At 67.3% G+C, this 18,816-nt stretch carries 17 protein-coding genes and 1 pseudogene; 4 read left to right on the top strand and 14 right to left on the bottom strand.

Features of this window, described 5'->3' with window-relative positions; genetic code table 11:
• Positions 1 to 167 precede the first annotated feature (167 nt).
• The 3 genes from ACZ2HM_RS03730 to ACZ2HM_RS03740 are packed head-to-tail and all read right to left on the bottom strand — an operon-like array spanning position 168 to position 5,896.
• Positions 168 to 1,571 carry an efflux transporter outer membrane subunit gene (locus ACZ2HM_RS03730; protein ID WP_017502068.1) on the bottom strand — a complete coding sequence of 468 codons (1,404 nt, stop codon included), beginning with the start codon at positions 1,569 to 1,571 and terminating at the stop codon, positions 168 to 170.
• Positions 1,558 to 2,721, bottom strand: a complete 1,164-nt coding sequence (locus ACZ2HM_RS03735; RefSeq protein WP_151884999.1) for an efflux RND transporter periplasmic adaptor subunit — start codon at positions 2,719 to 2,721, stop codon at positions 1,558 to 1,560. The genes ACZ2HM_RS03730 and ACZ2HM_RS03735 overlap by 14 nt, the downstream gene beginning before the upstream one ends.
• Entirely contained in the window at positions 2,714 to 5,896 is a 3,183-nt protein-coding gene (locus ACZ2HM_RS03740) for an efflux RND transporter permease subunit (RefSeq protein ID WP_151884998.1), read from the bottom strand. The genes ACZ2HM_RS03735 and ACZ2HM_RS03740 overlap by 8 nt, the downstream gene beginning before the upstream one ends.
• A 402-nt stretch (positions 5,897 to 6,298) precedes the next feature.
• On the opposite strand from ACZ2HM_RS03740, the pseudogene ACZ2HM_RS03745 reads away from it, so the two are divergent.
• From ACZ2HM_RS03745 to ACZ2HM_RS03760, 4 genes and pseudogenes are all read left to right on the top strand, one after another.
• Positions 6,299 to 6,493, top strand: a pseudogene (locus ACZ2HM_RS03745) (P-type conjugative transfer ATPase TrbB); the annotation flags it as partial.
• Positions 6,494 to 6,678: 185 nt separating this feature from the next.
• Complete coding sequence (locus ACZ2HM_RS03750; RefSeq protein WP_079390201.1) at positions 6,679 to 7,845, top strand: efflux RND transporter periplasmic adaptor subunit; 1,167 nt, start codon at positions 6,679 to 6,681, stop codon at positions 7,843 to 7,845.
• Positions 7,842 to 8,783, top strand: coding sequence for a LysR family transcriptional regulator (locus tag ACZ2HM_RS03755; protein WP_017502073.1), 942 nt, complete (start codon positions 7,842 to 7,844; stop codon positions 8,781 to 8,783). Before ACZ2HM_RS03750 ends, ACZ2HM_RS03755 begins: the two co-directional genes overlap by 4 nt.
• Before the next feature lie 2 nt (positions 8,784 to 8,785).
• On the top strand, positions 8,786 to 9,094 hold the full coding sequence (locus tag ACZ2HM_RS03760) for a hypothetical protein (RefSeq protein ID WP_017502074.1): 309 nt from the start codon (positions 8,786 to 8,788) through the stop codon (positions 9,092 to 9,094).
• Positions 9,095 to 9,111: 17 nt separating this feature from the next.
• Here ACZ2HM_RS03760 and ACZ2HM_RS03765 read toward each other — a convergent pair whose 3' ends face one another.
• The 11 genes from ACZ2HM_RS03765 to trbB are packed head-to-tail and all read right to left on the bottom strand — an operon-like array spanning position 9,112 to position 18,738.
• Positions 9,112 to 9,333, bottom strand: a complete 222-nt coding sequence (locus ACZ2HM_RS03765; protein ID WP_017502075.1) for a DUF2274 domain-containing protein — start codon at positions 9,331 to 9,333, stop codon at positions 9,112 to 9,114.
• Complete coding sequence (locus ACZ2HM_RS03770; RefSeq protein ID WP_017502076.1) at positions 9,330 to 10,550, bottom strand: TraB/TrbI/VirB10 family type IV secretion system protein; 1,221 nt, start codon at positions 10,548 to 10,550, stop codon at positions 9,330 to 9,332. Before ACZ2HM_RS03770 ends, ACZ2HM_RS03765 begins: the two co-directional genes overlap by 4 nt.
• Positions 10,547 to 11,563 carry a P-type conjugative transfer protein TrbG gene (trbG, locus tag ACZ2HM_RS03775; RefSeq protein ID WP_151884997.1) on the bottom strand — a complete coding sequence of 339 codons (1,017 nt, stop codon included), beginning with the start codon at positions 11,561 to 11,563 and terminating at the stop codon, positions 10,547 to 10,549. The genes ACZ2HM_RS03770 and trbG overlap by 4 nt, the downstream gene beginning before the upstream one ends.
• A complete protein-coding gene (gene trbF, locus ACZ2HM_RS03780; protein ID WP_012049883.1) occupies positions 11,560 to 12,243 on the bottom strand; it encodes a conjugal transfer protein TrbF in 684 nt (227 codons plus the stop codon). The genes trbG and trbF overlap by 4 nt, the downstream gene beginning before the upstream one ends.
• 6 nt (positions 12,244 to 12,249) lie before the next feature.
• Positions 12,250 to 13,635 carry a P-type conjugative transfer protein TrbL gene (gene trbL, locus ACZ2HM_RS03785; RefSeq protein ID WP_048938181.1) on the bottom strand — a complete coding sequence of 462 codons (1,386 nt, stop codon included), beginning with the start codon at positions 13,633 to 13,635 and terminating at the stop codon, positions 12,250 to 12,252.
• A complete protein-coding gene (gene trbK-alt / locus ACZ2HM_RS03790; RefSeq protein ID WP_017503599.1) occupies positions 13,632 to 13,934 on the bottom strand; it encodes a putative entry exclusion protein TrbK-alt in 303 nt (100 codons plus the stop codon). The genes trbL and trbK-alt overlap by 4 nt, the downstream gene beginning before the upstream one ends.
• Before the next feature lie 8 nt (positions 13,935 to 13,942).
• Positions 13,943 to 14,659 carry a P-type conjugative transfer protein TrbJ gene (gene trbJ / locus ACZ2HM_RS03795; RefSeq protein WP_017503598.1) on the bottom strand — a complete coding sequence of 239 codons (717 nt, stop codon included), beginning with the start codon at positions 14,657 to 14,659 and terminating at the stop codon, positions 13,943 to 13,945.
• A complete protein-coding gene (gene trbE / locus ACZ2HM_RS03800) occupies positions 14,656 to 17,145 on the bottom strand; it encodes a conjugal transfer protein TrbE (RefSeq protein WP_470426288.1) in 2,490 nt (829 codons plus the stop codon). Before trbE ends, trbJ begins: the two co-directional genes overlap by 4 nt.
• Complete coding sequence (locus tag ACZ2HM_RS03805; protein WP_017503596.1) at positions 17,142 to 17,423, bottom strand: VirB3 family type IV secretion system protein; 282 nt, start codon at positions 17,421 to 17,423, stop codon at positions 17,142 to 17,144. Before ACZ2HM_RS03805 ends, trbE begins: the two co-directional genes overlap by 4 nt.
• Positions 17,420 to 17,755: a TrbC/VirB2 family type IV secretion system protein gene (locus tag ACZ2HM_RS03810; RefSeq protein WP_007406001.1), complete on the bottom strand. Its 336-nt coding sequence runs from the start codon at positions 17,753 to 17,755 to the stop codon at positions 17,420 to 17,422. Before ACZ2HM_RS03810 ends, ACZ2HM_RS03805 begins: the two co-directional genes overlap by 4 nt.
• Positions 17,752 to 18,738, bottom strand: a complete 987-nt coding sequence (gene trbB, locus ACZ2HM_RS03815) for a P-type conjugative transfer ATPase TrbB (protein ID WP_048938180.1) — start codon at positions 18,736 to 18,738, stop codon at positions 17,752 to 17,754. The genes ACZ2HM_RS03810 and trbB overlap by 4 nt, the downstream gene beginning before the upstream one ends.
• Between the last annotated feature and the right edge of the window lie 78 nt (positions 18,739 to 18,816).

The raw sequence follows: 18,816 nt of genomic DNA on the forward strand, positions 1-18,816 counted from the left end.
CGATGCGGCGCCGCTCCCGCTAAGCCGTGGTCAACAAGTCCGACAACAAGCGGACGCGTTGATCCCGAGTGGTGCGGTCGCCTTCAGAAAAACGCTGACGCCATAACCTATGGCGACCACCCCGCCGATTTGCAGTAGGTCTCGTCGTGAAGGGCGGCGCTTCTCCGTCATGTGTCGTCCGGGGTCGCGCCTCCCAGCGCCCGGATCAAGGCGATTGCCGTTCGGGCGCGATCATATTCGACCGTGATGCTGGCGCGTTGCGCGGCGAGCGCGGCGGTTTGGGCCGTCGTCACCTCCAGATAGTCGGCCGCGCCGTCGCGATAGCGATCAAGCGCCAGGCTCTCAGCCCGCGCCGCCGCTTGGGCGGCTATGCGCTGCTCGCGATCCTGACCCGTCAAGGCATCCATGCGAGACAGGGCATCCTCCACCTCCCGGAACGCATCCAGCACGGTCTGGCGGTAGCCCGCGGCGAGTTCTTCATAGTCCGTCCGGCTGATGGCCAGCCGCGCTCGCCGTCCGCCACCGTCGAACAGATTGAAGATCGTGGTGATCGGCCCGAGCGCCCAGAAACCAGTATCCGCGCTGACGATCGGCGCCTCGACCGCCTGATACCCCGCGCCGAGCCCGAGGCTGATGCGCGGATAGAAGGCGGCCCGCGCGACGCCGATCCGCGCATTGGCGGCGACCAGGCGGCGCTGCGCCTCGGCGATGTCGGGACGGCGCTGAAGAAGTTCGGAGGGCAGGGACGGCGGCAGGTCAGGCAGCGCAAGGCTTCGTTGCGCGGGATCGATGGCGAAAACAGAGGCGCTCTCGCCAACCAGCGCCGCGATCCGGTTCTCGATCCCCGCGCGCTGCGCCCGTAGCGCCTCCAGACGGGCGCGGGCATCGGCGAGCTGGGCCGTCGATCGGCTACGGTCCACGCCAGAGGCAATGCCGCCTTCGTGGCGGGTGCGGATCAAATCATCGGCGCGCGCATAGGCGGCCACGGTCCTGGTCAGCAGGACCTGCTCGGCATCGACGGCGCGAAGTTGGACATAGAGATCGGCGACCGAAGCCTGAAGGCTGAGCCGCGCCGAGCGCAAGGCGGCCTCCTGCGCTTCGGCATCCGCCGTAGCGGCGCGCACGCTGTTGCGGACCCGGCCCCAAAGGTCCAACTCATAATCGAGACCAACACCGAAGAGGATCTGGTTCGCGATTACGGGCTCGCCAGCTCCGATCGATCGTCCGGCTGAAAGCCGCTCGCGCGAAGCCCCGCCGGTCAGATCGACATTCGGCAACTGGTTGGAGCGGTCGAGCCGTGCCGCCGCCAACGCCCGGTCGTAACGGGCAAGCGCGGCCGCGAGCGTCGGGGTCCGCTCGTCCAGCCGCGCCATCAGCTCGTCGAGCACCGGGTCCGCGAATCCGCGCCACCACTCGCCACGGTCTAGATGATCGCCGGGCGCGGCCGTCGTCCATCCTTCCACATGGCGGAAGCTTGCCGGGGTCTCGATTGCCGGCGTTTGCATCGGCGGCAGGGTGGCGCAGCCGCCGAGGCCGATCGCGGCGACGAATGCTATCCTAGCGCTGCGCATTCGGAGCCGCCGGTTGCCGTGCGGGAACTACCCGGACCTTGTCGCCGGTGGCCAGCGCGTCGGGAGGGGTCTGAACGATGCGGTCGGTTGGACGTAGCCCCGAGATAATCTCGATGGTCGCGCCCTGGTCGCGACCCACCGCAACCTCCCGAAGCGCGACCTGACCCTGGCCATCGACCACGGCGACCCGCGCGCCGTCGGAACCGAGGATCAGGGCGCTCGCCGGCACCTGGACCGTTTCGGCGCCGCCAGGCACGGACACCCGCACCTCCGCGTAGCTGCCGGGTCTCAGGCGTCGAGCGCCGTTATCGACCAGAAATTCCACCAGCATTGCGCCGGATTGGCGGTCCACCGCCTCGGAGAGACGGGACAGTGTGGCCTCGAACACCTCGCCCGGTCTGTCAGGCACGGTGAACATCGCTTGCGTGCCGCGCACCAGCCTTCCCGAAAAAGCTTGCGGTACGCGCACATAGAGGCGCAGGCGGCTGACGTCGGCAACGGTGAACAAGGGTTCCACCCCCGGCGCGCCCGTCTGGACCAAGGCGCCGAGCTGGGCCGAGCGGCTGGTGACGACGCCATCGAACGGCGCCGTCAGCCGCGTAAATCCGGTCAGCGCCCTCAGCCGGCCGACGTCCGCCTGAGCGGCCCGTGCGCGCGCATCGGCAGCGGCAAACTGCCCCTGCCGCTCATCGGCTTCCTGCCGGGACACGGCGTCCTTTTCGAGCAGATTGTTCCAGCGCGCCGCCGTGGTTTCGGCCAGCCCGCGATCAGCGGCCGCGGTCTGATAGGCCGCCTGGGCCTGCGCGAGCTGCTGGTCGATCTCGGGCGCATCGAGGATGGCGAGCGTTTGCCCGCGCCGCACCCGGTCCCCGATGTCCGCGCGCCATTCGCGCACATAGCCGCTCACCCGCGCGTTGATCGCGGCGCGATTATAGGGATCGAGACTGCCCGGCAGCACGATCTCGCCTCCCTCGGACACGCGGGGCTGAACCAGGCTGACGGTGGGCAGCGCGTTCTCGGCCGCGATGGCTGCCTGTTCGCGTTCGGCCATGCCGCGCGAAACGAGGCCGCCTCCGACCAGTGCGGCAATCACGAGACCGGCCGCGCCGAGATAAAGGCCGGTGCGCTTCTTTGGGGTTGGATCAGACATGCTGGAGTTCAAGCTCCCTTGCGGGTGAGGAAGGCGCGCCCTTGCGATGGGCGATGCTGAACAGCGCCGGCACGAGCAGCAGTGTCGCCACGGTTGCGAAGATCAGGCCGCCGATCACCGCGCGGCCGAGCGGAGCGTTCTGCTCGGCGCCCTCGCCGATACCGAGCGCGATGGGGGTCATGCCGATGATGATCGCGAGCGCGGTCATCAGCACGGGGCGGAAGCGGACCACCGCCGCCTCGATCGCGGCGCGGGTGGCGTCGCCGGTCTCGGCTAGACGCTCGCGCGCGAAGCTGACCACCAGGATGGAGTTGGCGGTGGCGACGCCCATGCACATGATCGCGCCGGTGAGCGCGGGCACGGAGATGGTCGTGCCGGTCACGAAGAGCATCCAGACGATGCCGGCGAAGGCGGCCGGCAGCGCGCCGATGATGACTAGAGGGTCGATCCAGCTCTGGAAGGTCACGACGATGACGAGGTAGATGAGGATGATCGCGCCGATCAGCCCGAAAGCGAGACCGGAGAAGGCGTGATTCATCGTCTCATATTGTCCCGCCAGCGTGACGGTCACGCCGGCCGGGCGCTCGGCATCCATCTCGGCAATGATGCGCTGGATGTCACCGGCCACGGCGCCCAGGTCACGAGCTTGCGGCGTGGCGTAGATGTTTATGACCGGCTGGATGTCTGCTCGGCTCGCCACGTTGATGGTCGTATCGCGAGTCACGGCTCCCAGACCGCCCAGCGTCTGGGCATTCCCGGCGCCCGTCGCCGAAACCGGCAGCGCTTCCAGCGCAGCGATCGTGTCGACCTCCAGTTCGGGGACTTGCGCCACGACAGGATAGGACACCCCGTTTTCGGGATTGAGCCAGTAAACCGGCGCAGACTGCTGCGTGCCGGCTAGGGCGGTCGCGACGCTGGTGGTTACGTCACGCTGGTTGAGCCCGTATTGCGCGATCCGCGAGCGATCGATGTCGATGTTGAGCTGCGGCGCGCGCGAGGATTGCTGGAGTCGGGCGTCGGCGAGGCCGGGCACGGTCCGAACGCGTTTGAGGATCGCTTGCGCATAAGCTTCGTTCGCCGCGAGATTCCGGCCGCGCACCTGGATATCGATCGGCGCTGGCGAGCCGAAGTTCAGGATTTGGCTGGTGATGTCGGCAGGCAGGAAGGAGAAATCAACGCCCGGAAAGCTCACGGGCAGCTCGCGCCGCAAAGTGGCGACATGCGTGTCCGTCGCGGTTCGGTTCCGCCCGAGCGAGATGAGGATATCGCCCTCGTTCAGTCCCACCGTCCCCGTATTGTTGTAGATGACGTTGAGCAGCGCGGAGGACATTCCGACATTGGCGACGACCGATTCAACCTGCTCGGCGGGGATCAATTCGCGCACCCGCGTCTGCACCCGCGAGATCAGCGCCGTGCTGTCCTCGATGCGCGTGCCTGCCGGCGCGCGCACATGCAGGGTGATTTGCCCAGCATCCACAGTGGGAAAGAAGTCGCGGCCAAGTGTGGGAATGAGCAGCAGCGACGCCACCATCGCGCCGAGGAACGCCGGGATGAAGATGCGCCGTGCGGACATCACGCGGGAAAGCACCCGCCCGAAGCGGTCCTTCTGCCTGTCGAACCCGGTCGAAAAGCGATGCTGGAACCGGACGAGTGGATTGCGCGAGCGGGCGCGCTCGGCCTCTTCGCCCTCCCGATGCGGGCGTAGCAGATACATCGCCATCGTCGGGATGAGCGTGCGCGACAGGATGAACGAGGCGATCATCGAGAAGATCACCGCCAGTGCCAGCGGCACGAACAGATAGCCTGCGACGCCCGGCAGGAAGAACATCGGCACGAAGACGATGCAGATGCACGTCACGATCACGAAGGCGGGCGTCACGATCTGCGCCGCGCCGTCCATGATCGAGCGTAGAACCGGCTTCCCTTTCTCAAGGTGCCAGTTGATGTTCTCGATCGTGACCATCGCGTCGTCGACCAATATGCCGATGGCCAGAGCCAAGCCGCTCAGCGTCATGATGTTGATCGTCTGGCCGGTCGCGCTCAGCGCCAACAACGCGGCGAGGATCGCCAAGGGTATCGTGGTCACGATGATGATCGTCGATCGCCACGATCCCAGAAACAGCAGGATCATCAGCGAGGTCAGCACGGCGGCCAACACACCCTCATAGGCCACGGTGGAGACGGCCGCCTTCACCAGCACCGACTGGTCGCCGATAAGCTGGACGCGCAGCGTTTCCGGGAGGCCCTCGGTGATCTGTGGGATACGCTCGCGAACCGTATTGACGATATCGATGGTTGAGGCCGCACCGCTCTTGAGCACGGTCATCAGGACTGACCGCTGGCCTTCGACTTGGACGATGTTCATTTGCGGCGGCGCGCCGTCGCGGACTTGGGCGATGTCGCGCATGGTGATCGTCGCGCCGTCGACCACGCGAACTGGCAGATTGTTCAACTGCTCGACCGAGCCCGGCGCATTGTTGAGCCTGACGGTGTATTGCAGGCCGCCGACCTTGGCGAAGCCCGCCGGGATGATTTGGGTTTGCGCGGCAATCGCCGCCGCGACGTCGCCGGCGGACAGGCCGCGAGCGCGCAGCGCCTCAGGGTCGATGTCGATCTGTATCTGACGCTGCTTGCCGCCGGATGGGAAGGGCATGGCGACGCCCGGCACGGTGATGAGCTGCGGGCGGATTTGATTGACGCCGAGATCGTAGAGCTGCTGTTCGCTCAGCCCTTCGCCGGAGAGGGCGAGCTGGACGATCGGCACGGTCGAGGCGTCATAGTTGACGATGAACGGCGGAGAGATGCCCGGCGGAAGCTGACGCAAAATGAACTGCGAGATCGACGTGACCTGCGCGGTCGCGGTGCGAATGTCCGCGCCTGGCTGGAAGTAAATCCGCACGACGCCAACGCCGTTCATCGACTGGCTCTCGATCCGGTCGATGTCGTTGACGGTCGTGGTCAGCACGCGTTCGAACGGATTGATGATCCGTCCGGCCATGTCCTCGGGCGACAGCCCATTATAGGTCCAGGCGGTCGCGATCACCGGCACGCCGATGCGCGGGAAGATGTCGACCGGCATCCTCAGAACGGACAGGATGCCGAGGCCAAAGATCAGCACGGCCATCACGATGAAGGTCAGCGGTCGCGTTAGCGCGACCCGCACGAGCGCCATCATCGTGGCTGGTTCCGAAACATAGGTGACTTGCTAGGCATCGCACGTCCTCCCGCGAGATCGCGAAAATGGGCATGCTCCCGTCTTGCGTGATCGTGATCGTGGTGGCTGTGGGAATGGGGCATGTCGATCTCAAACGGAGCCATAAGATGTGCACATGAATATGTGTTCATTTGTTTGATGTCAACTCGATGCAGTCAAGCACCACCATGAGCTGGCCGTGGCGATGACGAGCAAATGGCAGCGTCATTTTTGCGCTCGGAGAAGCCGATGACGGCGTCGGCGGTTGAGGGACGGCTTCAGGAATCCGGGAATTCCTGACTTTCCGCATTGATTCGTTTGTTGCCGCAGACCGATGCTTCTTCCAACGTTTGGAAGGTCAAGGGATGAATCACTTCGGGCTCACGTCGGACCTACGCCGCCGGTACGTTGCTCGATGACTATGTGCAGTCGGGCACCATGGCCGCCGACCAAGCGGCGCTTCTAGCCGAAGTCGCCAAGGGTCCCGACCGCGTCGTCATCATTGAGGACACGCGCGAGCTTCAATGCGCCGCGCCTAATCTCGTCGCGATGCGCACCAAGGATGGCATTGCGACGCTCGACGCGCCATGCCGGCGTGCCCCTTCGACCTATCGCCTATCCTTTCATATTTATCTATATTCATATGAATGATTGTTGAAAATAATCCTTGACCTTGCCAACGCTGGAAGCCGCAAAGCGAACAGGAATCGATCAGACGCCGCGGAACGGATGAACAAGGCGCGGCACAGTTGAAAGGCAATATCATGCCGACAAAAAGCGCACTTCTCCTGGCTTCCATAGCCTTGGCTATTGGCGGCCTTACGTCAGCTTGTAGCAAATCGGGCGGCGATCAGGGCGCACAAGCGGCGGCAGCGCCGCAAGTGCCAGTAGCGCAAGTTGTCGTGCGCGAGCTTGCCCCCTCGGCCGAGTTCAACGGTTCGCTATCGGCGCCCCAGAGCGTCGAGTTGCGGCCCCGCGTCAGCGGCGCAATCGTCTCCGTCCATGTCCCCGAAGGCGTGCTCGTCAGGAAGGGGCAGCTTCTGTTCCGCATTGATCCGCGACCATTCCAGGTCGCGCTCGATCAGGCGCAGGCGCAGCTTCGTCAGGCGCAAGCCTCCGCAACGCTCGCCGAAAGCAATTTCACCCGCTCGGAACAACTCGTCGCGACCGGCGCAATCTCGCGCAAGACTTATGACGACGCGCTGGCGCAGCGGAACGCCGCACGCGCACAGGTGCAGGCCGGTAGCGCGGCCGTAGCCGCCGCACGGCTCGACCTTTCCTTTACGCAGGTCACGGCGCCGGTCGGCGGCCGGGTCGATCGCGTGCCCTCGGACCTTCTGGCGCGCCGACCCGACATCCGCGCGGTCGAACATACGCTGCGCGCCGCCAACGCGAATATCGGCGCTGCCCGCTCAGCGTTCTTCCCGACGATCAGTCTGACCGGCTCGGCGGGAACGGCGAGCGCGAGCCTCGACGATCTGTTCTCATCGGGGTCGGGCGCATGGAGCTTCATGCCGCGCATCACCCTGCCGCTTCCAATCTTCGGCGGCAGCGCGCTGAGAGCCAACCTCGATCGCGCGGACGTGCAGAAACGGATCGAAATCGCCAACTATGAGAAGGCGATCCAATCCGCCTTCCGCGACGTGGCTGACGGGCTCGCCGGCAAAGGAACCTTGGACGCCCAAATCCGATCGGAAACGCAGCGGGTCGATGCCAGCCGCAATGCCTACAGGCTCGCGGAACAGCGGCTCAACTCAGGCGAGGATGACAACCTCGCCCTGCTCGACGCGCAGCGCACGCTTTACGGGTCACAGCAAGCCTTGGTCCGCTCCAAGCTGGTGCGGCTCAGTAATCTCATCAATCTCTACAAGGCGCTGGGTGGCGGCTGGACGGAGTTCACGACACCGCCTGATGATCCGTTAGCCCGGTGATTGAGCTGCGCCAGCTCCGCTACCTGATTGCGGCGGCCGAGGCCGGTAGCTTCAGTCGCGCGGCGCGCAGCATAAATATCAAGCAAGCAACGCTCAGCCGACACGTCCTCGAAATCGAGAAGCGGCTAGGCATGGCGCTGTTCGACCGCAAGACCCGCGGTGCCACTCTGACTCCGAATGGCAGAACCTATCTGCGAACGGCACAGCGCATCGTGAAGGAGTTCGAGGAACTGAACAACTGGGTCCGCGCCACGAACAACGGCCACGTCGGCAAGCTGGCCGTAGGCTTCTATACGTCCTTCTCCGCCGGCAACTTGCGGGCAACGCTCAGCGAGTTCGGCGAACGCCACCCCGAGGTCAAAGTATCCGGCTTTGAACGCGATCGGGATATGCTGTTGGCCGGGATCGAGAATGGCCTGCTCGATATCGCGATCATGATTGGGGAGGCCTCCTATCGGGGTCTGATGAGCCGTTCTTTCTGGAGTGAGCGCATATTTGTAGCAATGCCGGCAGGCCATCCACTCACCCAATGCGAACGCATCCATTGGCCCGACCTGACCGGCGAACACTTTTTGCTGACCGAACGAGATCCCGGCCCAGAGACCCGAAACATCCTCATGGGCAAACTTGGGGTCCCCGGTTGCATGCCAGAGATCGACATGCAGGATATCGGACGCGAGACAATGTTGAGCGCCATTGCGCTCGGTGGGCGTCTCTCGATTGTCGCCGAATCCGCCTTGGGTATCCAAGTGCCAGGCGTAACGTTCAGCGAAATCCACGACAGTCATGGACATATGCGGATCGGCTTCTCGGGCTATTGGCGTGAAGACAATGACAACCCCGTCTTGCTGCGCTTCCTTGATCTCGTGGCCGGTCGCTATTCGCTGCCGCCCATTCTGATGCCGCAGCCATCACATCACCAACCGGAAAAGAAATAGCCATGACACGAAGCAAGACACTCTTCATCGTGCTGGTCGCGCTGGTCATCGGATTCGGCGTGGGCTTCGTGCTGCGCCCGGTGATCATGCCCGTCGAGCGTGCGCCGGCCCTCGCGAGTCCGGCCCCCGCCGCACCGGAGCCGGCCGAACCGCGCGGGACGCAGTATTTCGCGGCGCATCTCGATGAAGCACGGGAGATCGTGGGGCAATGCGCGGAAGGCTCGGTGCGGGGCAGCGAGTGCGCCAATGCCGAGCAGGCCGTGATCGAGGCGGAAGGCCGCGACCGCTTCAAGAAGTTCATGGGCAACTGACGGCAGGCGGCGCGCTCTCACTTCCCCTGCGCGCGGTGCCGGCGAAAGGCGCGGTCGGTTTCCATGAACCGGGCGAGCATCGGCGCGACCAGCTTGTCGGGCGGGACCGGCGCTCCCCCGGTCTCGGCTGCGAGCGCGGCGGCATAGGCGACGAGATCGCGATGCACGGCGGCGGGCAGCTCCACGGAGAGCTTGACCGGCCGATCGTCGGCCAGCGGCCCCAACTTCAATTTCGTCATCGTGTCGCTCCGATCGGTTCAAGCACCAGGTCGCGCGTGATGACCACGCGCAACGGATGCCCCGGCCGGATGGTGAGCGTCGGCTGCACATTGAGCTGCCGACGCACGATCTGCTGGCCGGTCTGGTTGATGGTGTCCTGCGAGCCGCGACGCAGTGCGCGAGTAAGTTCGTCCTCGCTATCCGCGCCCAATTCGGCGCCGACGCCGAGCAGTGTCGAAACGGCGGCGGCTTTCAGCAGATTGCCCCAATGCTGGTTTACGCGATCCTGTAGGCCAGCATATCCGGCCGCATCAGCGCCGGGCTGGCGCTCGAGAACGATCGAGCGGCCGTCCGGCAATATCAGCCGATCCCATGCCAGCAGCACGCGCGCCTGCCCGGCGGCGATCTCGCTGTCATATTCGCCGATCAGCCGCGTGCCCTGCGGGATGAGCAGGATGCGGCCCGTAGGGCTGTCATAGACGTTTGCCGTTACCTGGGCGGTGATCTGGCCGGGAAGGTCCGAACGGATGCCGGTGATGAGCGCGGCAGGGATGATGCTGCCGGCCTGCACGATGTTGGGCGAGGCCGGCGCCACGAGGCGTTCGACGCTGACCGTCCGCTGATTAGACGCCTGCGCCAAGAAGGCTCGCTTGGCGGCCTGGTCGCCCTGCGCCGTCTCGGCAGGTTGCGGTGAGGCAGGAGCACCAGGCGCTGCCGTCGCGAGGTTCGGCAAAGACGGCATCGCAGCGGCCCCGGCGCTGCTGCCACCCAAGAACACGCCGCTCATGCGGGCGGCGTCGCGCTCCTGCTGCGCGCGCTGGCGGGCGGCTTCCTCAGCCTGCGCGCGCGGATCGGGCTGGGCGCCGACCGGCGGGACCTGGACATTCTCCCCGCGCTGCTGGGCCGAGACGATCGGGCCGCCGAGGTCGCCGGGAAGCGGCGGGCCGAGTTTCGGCGCTTGGCTATAGTCGCGCGGTCCCGACGTGATGGTCTCGGACGTGGCGCGGCTGTCGGTGTTGTAAAGCTCCTTGGCCTCCTTCTCGCCGGCCGGCTTGAGCGCATAGATCAGTGAGCCGCCGATCCCGAGGCCGGCGACGACGCCGAGGGCGGCCAGCGCCTTGCGCGACAGGCGCATGACGCGCGGCGGGTTGCCGCGAAGCTGGAAGGCTTGCGGATCGGGGCGCGGCGCTTGCGGTGCGGCCGCCTCGGGCGGGGAATTGTCGGCGGGATCGGTCACGGCCGCCCCCTGCGCCCATTGTCGCGCACGATGCGGACGCGCTGCTCGCCGCGCCGGTCGCCCAGGCGCAGCTCGGCGGCGGCGAACAGCCGGTCCACCACCATGTAGCGGCCCTGCACGCGGTAATTAACTAACTCGGCATCGCCGGCCGCGCCGGTCACGAACAGCGGCGGCATCTCGCCCTGCGAGATCCCGGCCGGAAACTCGATGAACACCTGGGCGGAATCGTCGAAGGCGCGAACGGGCTTCCACGGCACGCGGTCGCCCTCGATCCGGTAACGGAAGTTGAGCGCCGCGAGGTCGAGGCCGGTCGCGACGGGGGCCGAGGCGGCGGCTTCGGCATTGGCGCCGCGCAGCGCGATGAGCTGGTCCTGCGGATAGGTCCACGAGACCGACGCCATGTAGGTCGAAGCCGTCGCGCGCAGCTCCAGATGATAGGTGCGCCGGGAAGTGTTGATGATGAGGTTCGTGGAAAGGTCGGGCCGCGTCGGCTTCACGAGGATATGCACGCGCGCCGTCGCGCCGCTGCCGCTCACCGTGTCGCCAATGATCCACCTGACCGTATCGCCGGCCGCGACCGGCCCCGACCCCACGAGCTGCTCGCCTTCCTGCAAGGCGATGTCCGTTACCTGTCCGGGCGCGGTATAGACCTGATAGAGCGCGCCGTCCGTCCAGGGATATTGCTGGATGGCGTTGAGGAAACCGTCACGCACCGGCTGCACGCGGGCGGCGGCGTTGGCGGCCCCGACGCGGCGGCGCGGATCGGCGGGCTCGGAAGTCGCCGCTCCGGCCGCGACCGGCTTCAATTGGCCGGGGAGCGGCAGGGGTTCGGGGATCGTCACCACCTCGACGGGGCGCGGCGGTTCCGCAGCCGGCGTCGCCGCGATCTCGCGCGGCGGATCGTCGTAGGCGATGGCGGGCGGCTTCGCCGAGGTGGTGGCGCAGCCGGCGAGCGCGGTGGCGGAGACAAGCAGGACCGCCGAGGCGGAACGGCGAAATGGCGTGTGCGTCATTGCGACAGCTCCCTTGACCAATTCAAAGCGTTGACGAAGACGCCGAGCGGGTTCTTGCGCAGGGCGTCGGGCGTGCGCGGCGGCTGCACGACGATGGTGAGGATCGCGGACCAGCGTTCGGTGGCGGCGAGGCTACCGTCCTGATAGCGCCGCTCGGTCCATGCGACGCGGAAGCTGTCGGGCGATGCCCGGATCACGCTCGACACGTCCACCGCGACCTGCACCCGGCCGACATTGGCGAAGGGGTCGTTGGCGCGGGCGTAGTCGTTGAGCGCCACCGCGCCCCGATCGGTCGTGAAGTCGTAGGCGCGCAGCCAGTTCTGGCGGACGATCACCGGATCGGCCGGGATCGCCCTGACCTGCTCGATGAAGCGGGCGAGATGGAACGCAATTTGCGGATCGGTCGGGCGATAGCCCGCCTCGGCGGGGGCGACGGCCTGGGCCTCGCCGAGCCGATCGACCTGCACCACCCAGGGCACGATATGCCCACGCGCCGATTGCCAGACGAGACCGGCGGAAAGGCCGCCCGAGAGCGCCAGCGCGCCGAAGAAGGCGAGGCGCCAGTTCTTCGCCTGCACGCGCGCGGAGCCGATGCGGTCGTCCCATTGCTGGGCTGCGCGCTGATAGGGTGTCGTGGGTTCGGGCGTCTGGCCGTAGCGGATGGTGGGGCGTCGGAACATGGGAGGTCAGTCCTTCTCTTTGATGTCGGGACCGGCGCCGCCGCCGTGGCTGTCGCCAGCCTTCATGGTGTGGGCGAGGACGGTCGCGCCGTGGCTGACGGCCTGGCGGCGTTTCATCGCGGCGGCCCATTCAGGCTGGGCGGATGCGCCGGCCGACGCGGAACCGCCAGCGGTTGCAGCCGCCGGGGCGGCGGATGCCGGCCCGCCGGTGATCGTGCCGCCGGTTGCGGTGAATCCGGCACGGGCGCCGGAGCGGAAATTGGACTTGATCGCCTCGCCGCCCTTGGCGGCCGCCTTGCGCAAGGGCGAAAGGACGGCGTTCGCCGCGCTTCCCGCCGCCGCTTGGCCGACAGCGGCCATGCCGCCCGCAACAGCGCCTGCACCGCTCTTGCCGAACGAGCCGAGGCTGTAGGCGCTGGTGGCACCGCCTGCCATCTGAGCGCCACCACGCGCGGCGGCGCCGGTCATCCGGCCGGCCGCACCGACTGCGGACCCGGCCGCGCCCACGCCAAGGCGTGCGGCGGCGGCGCCTCCGATCAGCGCGCCGCCTGCCGCCAGCGCGGTCCCGGCCGCCGTACCCGCGCCGAGCTGCGGGCCGCCCGAGACGATGCCGTTCGCAATGCTGGGGCCGAAGATCGACAGGCCCAGCAGCGACAGCGCGGCAAGCGCGATGGCCATGACCTGATTGATGTCGGGCGCGGGGCCGAGGGCAGCGCCGGTGAACTGGCTGAACAAGGTGGTGCCGATGCCGGTGATGACGGCGAGCACCAGCACCTTGATGCCGGTCGAGACGACATGGCCCAGCACCTTCTCGGCCATGAAGGCGGTCTTGTTGAAGAAGGCGAAGGGCAGCAGGACGAAGCCGGCCAGCGTCACCAGCTTGAACTCGATCAGCGTGATGAAGACCTGCACGGCGATGATGAAGAAGGCGAGCACCACGATCACCCAGGCGAGCAGCAGCACGAGGATCAGCGCGAGGTTGGAGAACACGGCCCAAAGGCTGGAGAACTGGCCCGCCGCATCGAGCAGCGGCTTGGCGGCTTCGAGCCCCTTCGCCGCGATCGTGCCGGGCTTCATGAACTCGTCGATCGTCATCGCCCCGCCGCTGGCCTGGAGGCCGAGCCCGGCGAAGCTCTCGAACACGATGGTCGCGAGCAGCGAGAAATTGCCGATGATGAAAGCGAAGGTGCCGATGTAGAGCGTCTTCTTGACGAGGCGCTGAAGCACGTCCTCGTCCGCGCCCCAGGCCCAGAACAGGCCGGCGAGCGTTACGTCGATGGCGATCAGCGTGGTCGAGAGGAACGCGACCTCGCCGCCGAGCAGGCCGAAGCCTGAGTCGATGTAGCCGGTGAAGATGTTGAGGAAATTGTCGATAACGCCGGTGTCGTTCATGGCCGGGTGCCTTCATCCGGCGCCGTGTCGCTGCCGCGCTCGATCTCGGGCGGGGGCTCGTCCTGGCGGAAGAAGCGGCGGCGGTTGACGGCCCAGGCCGCCTCGCAGCCACTATCCGGCTTGGTGAGCGAGGCGCAGCGATCCAGCTCGCGGGCGAGCCTGGCCTGGCCTTCGTCCGCCGGCAGGAAGAGCGGGGGCGCGGGCGCAGGCTCATCGGGCTGGACGGCGGCGACGATCGCCACCGTCATCATCAGCCCGGCCAGCGCCGCCACCCCTGCGATCTTCGCCGTGCGCGACATCGGGCGTCTCAGTTGCCCATGAAGCGGCGGAACCGCTCGCGCCCTTCGGCCTCCTCGGCCGCCTGGCGGGCGGATTGCAGCGCCTGCGCCCGGCCCTGCGCCGCGACCGCGGCGGTGAGGTCGGCGAGCTGCTGCGATTGCAGCGCGAGGAGCTCGTTGCCCGCCTGCGTCGCCTGGAGCGCGCCGGTCGCCGACTGGCTGGCCGAGACCAGGCTGTACATCGTCGTGCGGGCGCCTTCGATGTTGCCGACGACGCCGGCCTGCACCTGCAAGGCATCCTGAAAGGCGCCGACGCTATCCTCCCAGCGGGCATTGGCGTTGGCGACCATCTGCGCGTGGGTGCCGGTGAGCGCCGCGCCCTTGTAGCGGCCGTTGAACACCTGCTGGACGTTCTGCACGTCATAAGCGATGCGCTGCGCCTCGCCGAGAAGCTGCTGGGTGCGCTGCACCTGCTGCTGCAACTGCTGGAGCGAGCTGAACGGCAGCGAAGCCAGGTTGCGCGCCTCGTTGACGAGACTGGTCGCCTGCTGCTGGATTTGCTGAATCTGGTTGTTGACCTGCTGGAGCGACCGCGCGGCCGTCAGCACGTTCTGCGCATAATTGGTCGGGTCATAGACGATCCCGCCGAACTGAGCGTGCGCCGGCGTGGCGGCGGTGATGCCGATCATGCTCGATGTGGCGATGGCGCCGGCCAGCATGGCGCGGCGCAGGATATTGGGTTTCATGGGGTCGTGTCCTTCAAGGCAAGGGGGAGCTGGCCGGCATCTTCCCGGCGACCGGCCAGCGGATCGAGTTGGGGTTCGGGAAGAAGATCGACCGCCCAGGCCAGGCCGCGATGGCGCAGCCATTCGGCGGCGAAGCGCTCGCGGCCGTGGGTCTCGACCAGTTCGGCGATGCGGAGCTGATCGGTCTTGGAAGACGCGGCGGCGAAGGCCAACGCGACCTCGCCTAGCCCCAGCTCGAACAGCCGGTTGCCGCGCCGCGACTGGCAGTAATAGTCGCGCTTGGGCGTGGCCCGGCTGAGGATTTCGATCTGGCGAGCGTTGAGGCCGAACCGTTCGTAGATGGCGGCGATCTGCGGCTCGGCGGCGCGCTCGTTCGGCAGGAAGATGCGCGTCGGGCAGCTCTCGATGATGGCCGGCGCGATGTTAGAGGTTTCGATGTCGGCCAGGCTCTGCGTGGCGAAAACGACGCTGGCGTTCTTCTTCCGCAAGGTCTTAAGCCATTCGCGGAGCTGGGCTGCGAAGTCGGGGGTGTCGAGAACCAGCCAGCCCTCGTCGATGATGATGAGCGTCGGCGAGCCGTCCAGCCGGCCTTCGATCCGGTGGAACAGGTAGGACAGGACGGAGGCGGCTGATCCGCCGCCAACCAGGCCCTCCGTCTCGAACGCCTGCACCGACGCTTCGCCGAGCCGTTCGACCTCGGCATCGAGCAGCCGGCCCCACGGTCCACCAAGGCAATAGGGGGCGAGCGCCTGCTTGAGCTGCTGGCTCTGGAGCAGAACCGCGAGCCCGGTCAGCGTGCGTTCCGGCACGGGCGCACTGGCAAGGGAGCCGAGCGCCGACCACAGATGCTCCTTGGCCTGCGGATCGACGGGGACGCCTTCGCTGGCGAGGATCGCCGCCAGCCATTCGGCCGCCCATGCGCGCTCGGCCGGATCGTCGATACGGGCGAGCGGCTGTAGCTGGACGCTGCCGTCGCCGTCGTCGGACAGCCCGAGATCCTGCCAGTCTCCGCCCGCCGCCAGCGTGGCGGCGCGGATCGAGCCACCGAAGTCGAACGCGAAGACCTGGGCGTTCTCGTAGCGGCGGAACTGCATCGCCATTAGCGCGAGCAGCACCGACTTGCCCGCGCCGGTCGGGCCGACGATCAGCGTGTGGCCGACATCGCTGCCATCGGGGTGAAGGGAAAACCGGAACGGGGTCGAGCCTTCGGTCCTGCCATAGAGCAAGGGGGGTTCACCGAAATGCTCGTCCCGTTCCGGCCCCGCCCATACTGCTGACAGGGGGATCAGATGGGCGAGATTGATGGTGGAGATCGGCGGTTGCCGGACGTTGGCGTAGGTGTGGCCGGGCAGGCTCCCCAGCCATGCCTCGATCGCGTTCATCCCCTCGGGGATCACGGTGAAGTCGCGGCCCTGGATGACCTTCTCGACCAGCCGCAGCTTCTCGGCCGCAATGGCGGGATCGCCGTCCCACACCGTCACCGTCGCGGTGACATAGGCCATGCCGGCATAGTCGGAGCCCAGCTCTTGCAAGGCGGTGTCGGCGTCGGCGGCCTTGTTCGAGGCGTCGCTGTCGAGCAGCGTGGACGCCTCGTTGGTCATGACTTCCTTGAGGATGGCCGCGACCGATTTGCGCTTGGCGAACCATTGCCGCCTGATCCTGGTCAGCAGCTTGGTCGCGTCGGTCTTGTCGAGCATCAGCGCGCGGGTGGACCAGCGATACTCGAAGGCGAGCCGGTTCAGCTCGTCGAGCAGGCCGGGGAAGGTCACGCTCGGGAAGCCGACGATGGTGAGCGTGCGCAGATGGTGCTCGCCGAGCTTCGGTTCGAGCCCGCCGGTCAGCGGCTCGTCGGCGAGTAGCGCGTCGAGGTGCATCGGAGTTTCCGGCACGCGCACGCGCTGGCGGCGGGTTGAGGTGGTGCTGTGCAGGTAGGTCAGCGTCTCGCCGTCATCGAGCCAGCGGACCTCGGGCACGAAGCCCTCGACCAGATTGAGAACGCGGTCGCTGCGGTCGGCGAAGCCCTTGAGCAGTTCCCACGGATCGACGCCGCTGGTGGACCGGCCCTCGTAGAGCCACCCTTCCGCGCGCGCCGCTTCCTCGGCCGGCGGCATCCACAGCAGGGTGAGATAATAGGCGCTCTCGAAATGCGCGCCTTCCTCGCGGAACTGTTCGCGGCGCTCCATGTCCACGAGCGCCGAGACCGAATCGGGAAAATCGGAATCGGGGTAGTCGAGCGCGGGACTGCGCTGCGCCTCGACAAAGATCGCCCAGCCCGAGCCGAGACGCCGGAGCGCGTTGTTGAGCCGCGCGGTGGTGGCGACCAGCTCGGCGGGTGTGGCGCTGTCGAGATCGGGGCCACGGAAACGCGCCGTGCGCTGAAAGCTGCCGTCCTTGTTGAGAACGACGCCCTCGCCGACCAGCGCGGCCCAGGGCAGGAAGTCGGCCAGGTGGGCGGCGCGATTCCTGTATTCGCGCAGGCCCATCATGGCCGCATCCACGCCGGATAGCGGAGGTGCCGCCGGGCCACGTCCACGAACTGCGGATCACGGCGCGCGGCCCAAACCGACAACGCATGACCGATTGCCCAAATCGCCAGCCCGGCGATCCAGAGGCGAAGGCCGAGGCCGATCGCGCCGGCGAGCGTGCCGTTGACGATGGCGAGCGAGCGCGGGGCGCCGCCGAGCAGGATCGGCTCGGTCAGCGCCCGATGGACCGGCGCATAGAAGCCGGCGATCGGCTCGACGGGATCGGCCGCGCCCGTCATGCGATCAGCGCCCCGCCGCCGAACGAGAAGAACGACAAAAAGAAGCTCGACGCGGCGAAGGCGATCGACAGGCCGAAGACGATCTGGATCAGCCGGCGAAAGCCGCCCGAGGTGTCGCCGAAGGCCAAGGTGAGGCCGGTCACGATGATGATGATGACCGCGATGATCTTCGCGACCGGCCCCTCGATGCTTTCGAGGATGGATTGCAGCGGGGCTTCCCACGGCATCGACGACCCGCCCGCGTGGGCGGGCGCCGAGATGGTGAGCGCGATGACGCTGGCGGTGGCGGCGAGCATGGCGCGGCGTGCGCCATGCCGAAGGGCATGGATCATGGTGCGTCTCCGAGGTTGGGGGGTGCGAGGGGGGTCAGGCGGTAATCGCCGGTCTCGGCGTCGATCCCCTCGACGCGAGCCAGCTCGGCGAGGCGGCGACCGTGCCCGTCGCGAACCAGCACGGCGATCAGGTCGATGGTCTCGGCGAGCAGCGCGCGGGGAACCGTGACGACGGCCTCCTGAATGAGCTGCTCCATGCGGCGCAGCGCCCCGAGCGCGGTCCCGGCGTGGATGGTGCCGATGCCGCCGGGGTGGCCAGTGCCCCAGGCTTTGAGGAGGTCGAGCGCCTCGGCGCCGCGCACCTCGCCGATGGGGATGCGGTCGGGGCGCAGCCGCAGGCTGGACCGCACGAGATCGGACAGCGTGACGACGCCATCCTTGGTCCGCATGGCGACGAGGTTCGGCGCGGCGCACTGAAGCTCGCGCGTGTCTTCGATCAGGACGATGCGGTCGGTGGTCTTGGCGACTTCGGCCAGGAGCGCATTGACCAGCGTGGTCTTGCCGCTGCCGGTCCCGCCTGCCACGAGGATGTTGGCGCGGGCGGCGACGCCATCACGCAGCGCCGCGGCCTCGGCCGGCGACATGATCCCGGCCGCCGCGTATTCATCGAGCGTGAAGACGGCGACGGCGGGCTTGCGGATCGCGAAGGCGGGCGCGACGACGACGGGGGGCAGCAACCCCTCGAACCGCTCCCCTCCTTCGGGCAGCTCGGCCGAGACGCGCGGGGACCGGGCATGAACCTCGACGCCGACATGGTGCGCGACCAAGCGAACGATGCGCTCGCCGTCCGCGGCGGCCAGCTTCATGCCGGTGTCGCTGATGCCTTCGCCGAGCCGATCGACCCACAGCCGGCCGTCCGGGTTCAGCATCACCTCGATGACGGCGGCATCGTCGAGCCAGGCCGCGATCGACGGGCCGAGCGCCGTGCGCAGCATCCGCGCGCCGCGTGTCTTCGCCTCGGAACGGATCGGATGGACGGTCAAAAAAAAGCCCCTGATGAGGGCCGGGCGAGCCGCCGCCCGGCGTCAGGGGCACATCAAGAGAGGCAGAAAAGACCGTGC

This window comes from Sphingobium sp. KKT206 (genome assembly GCF_055640555.1).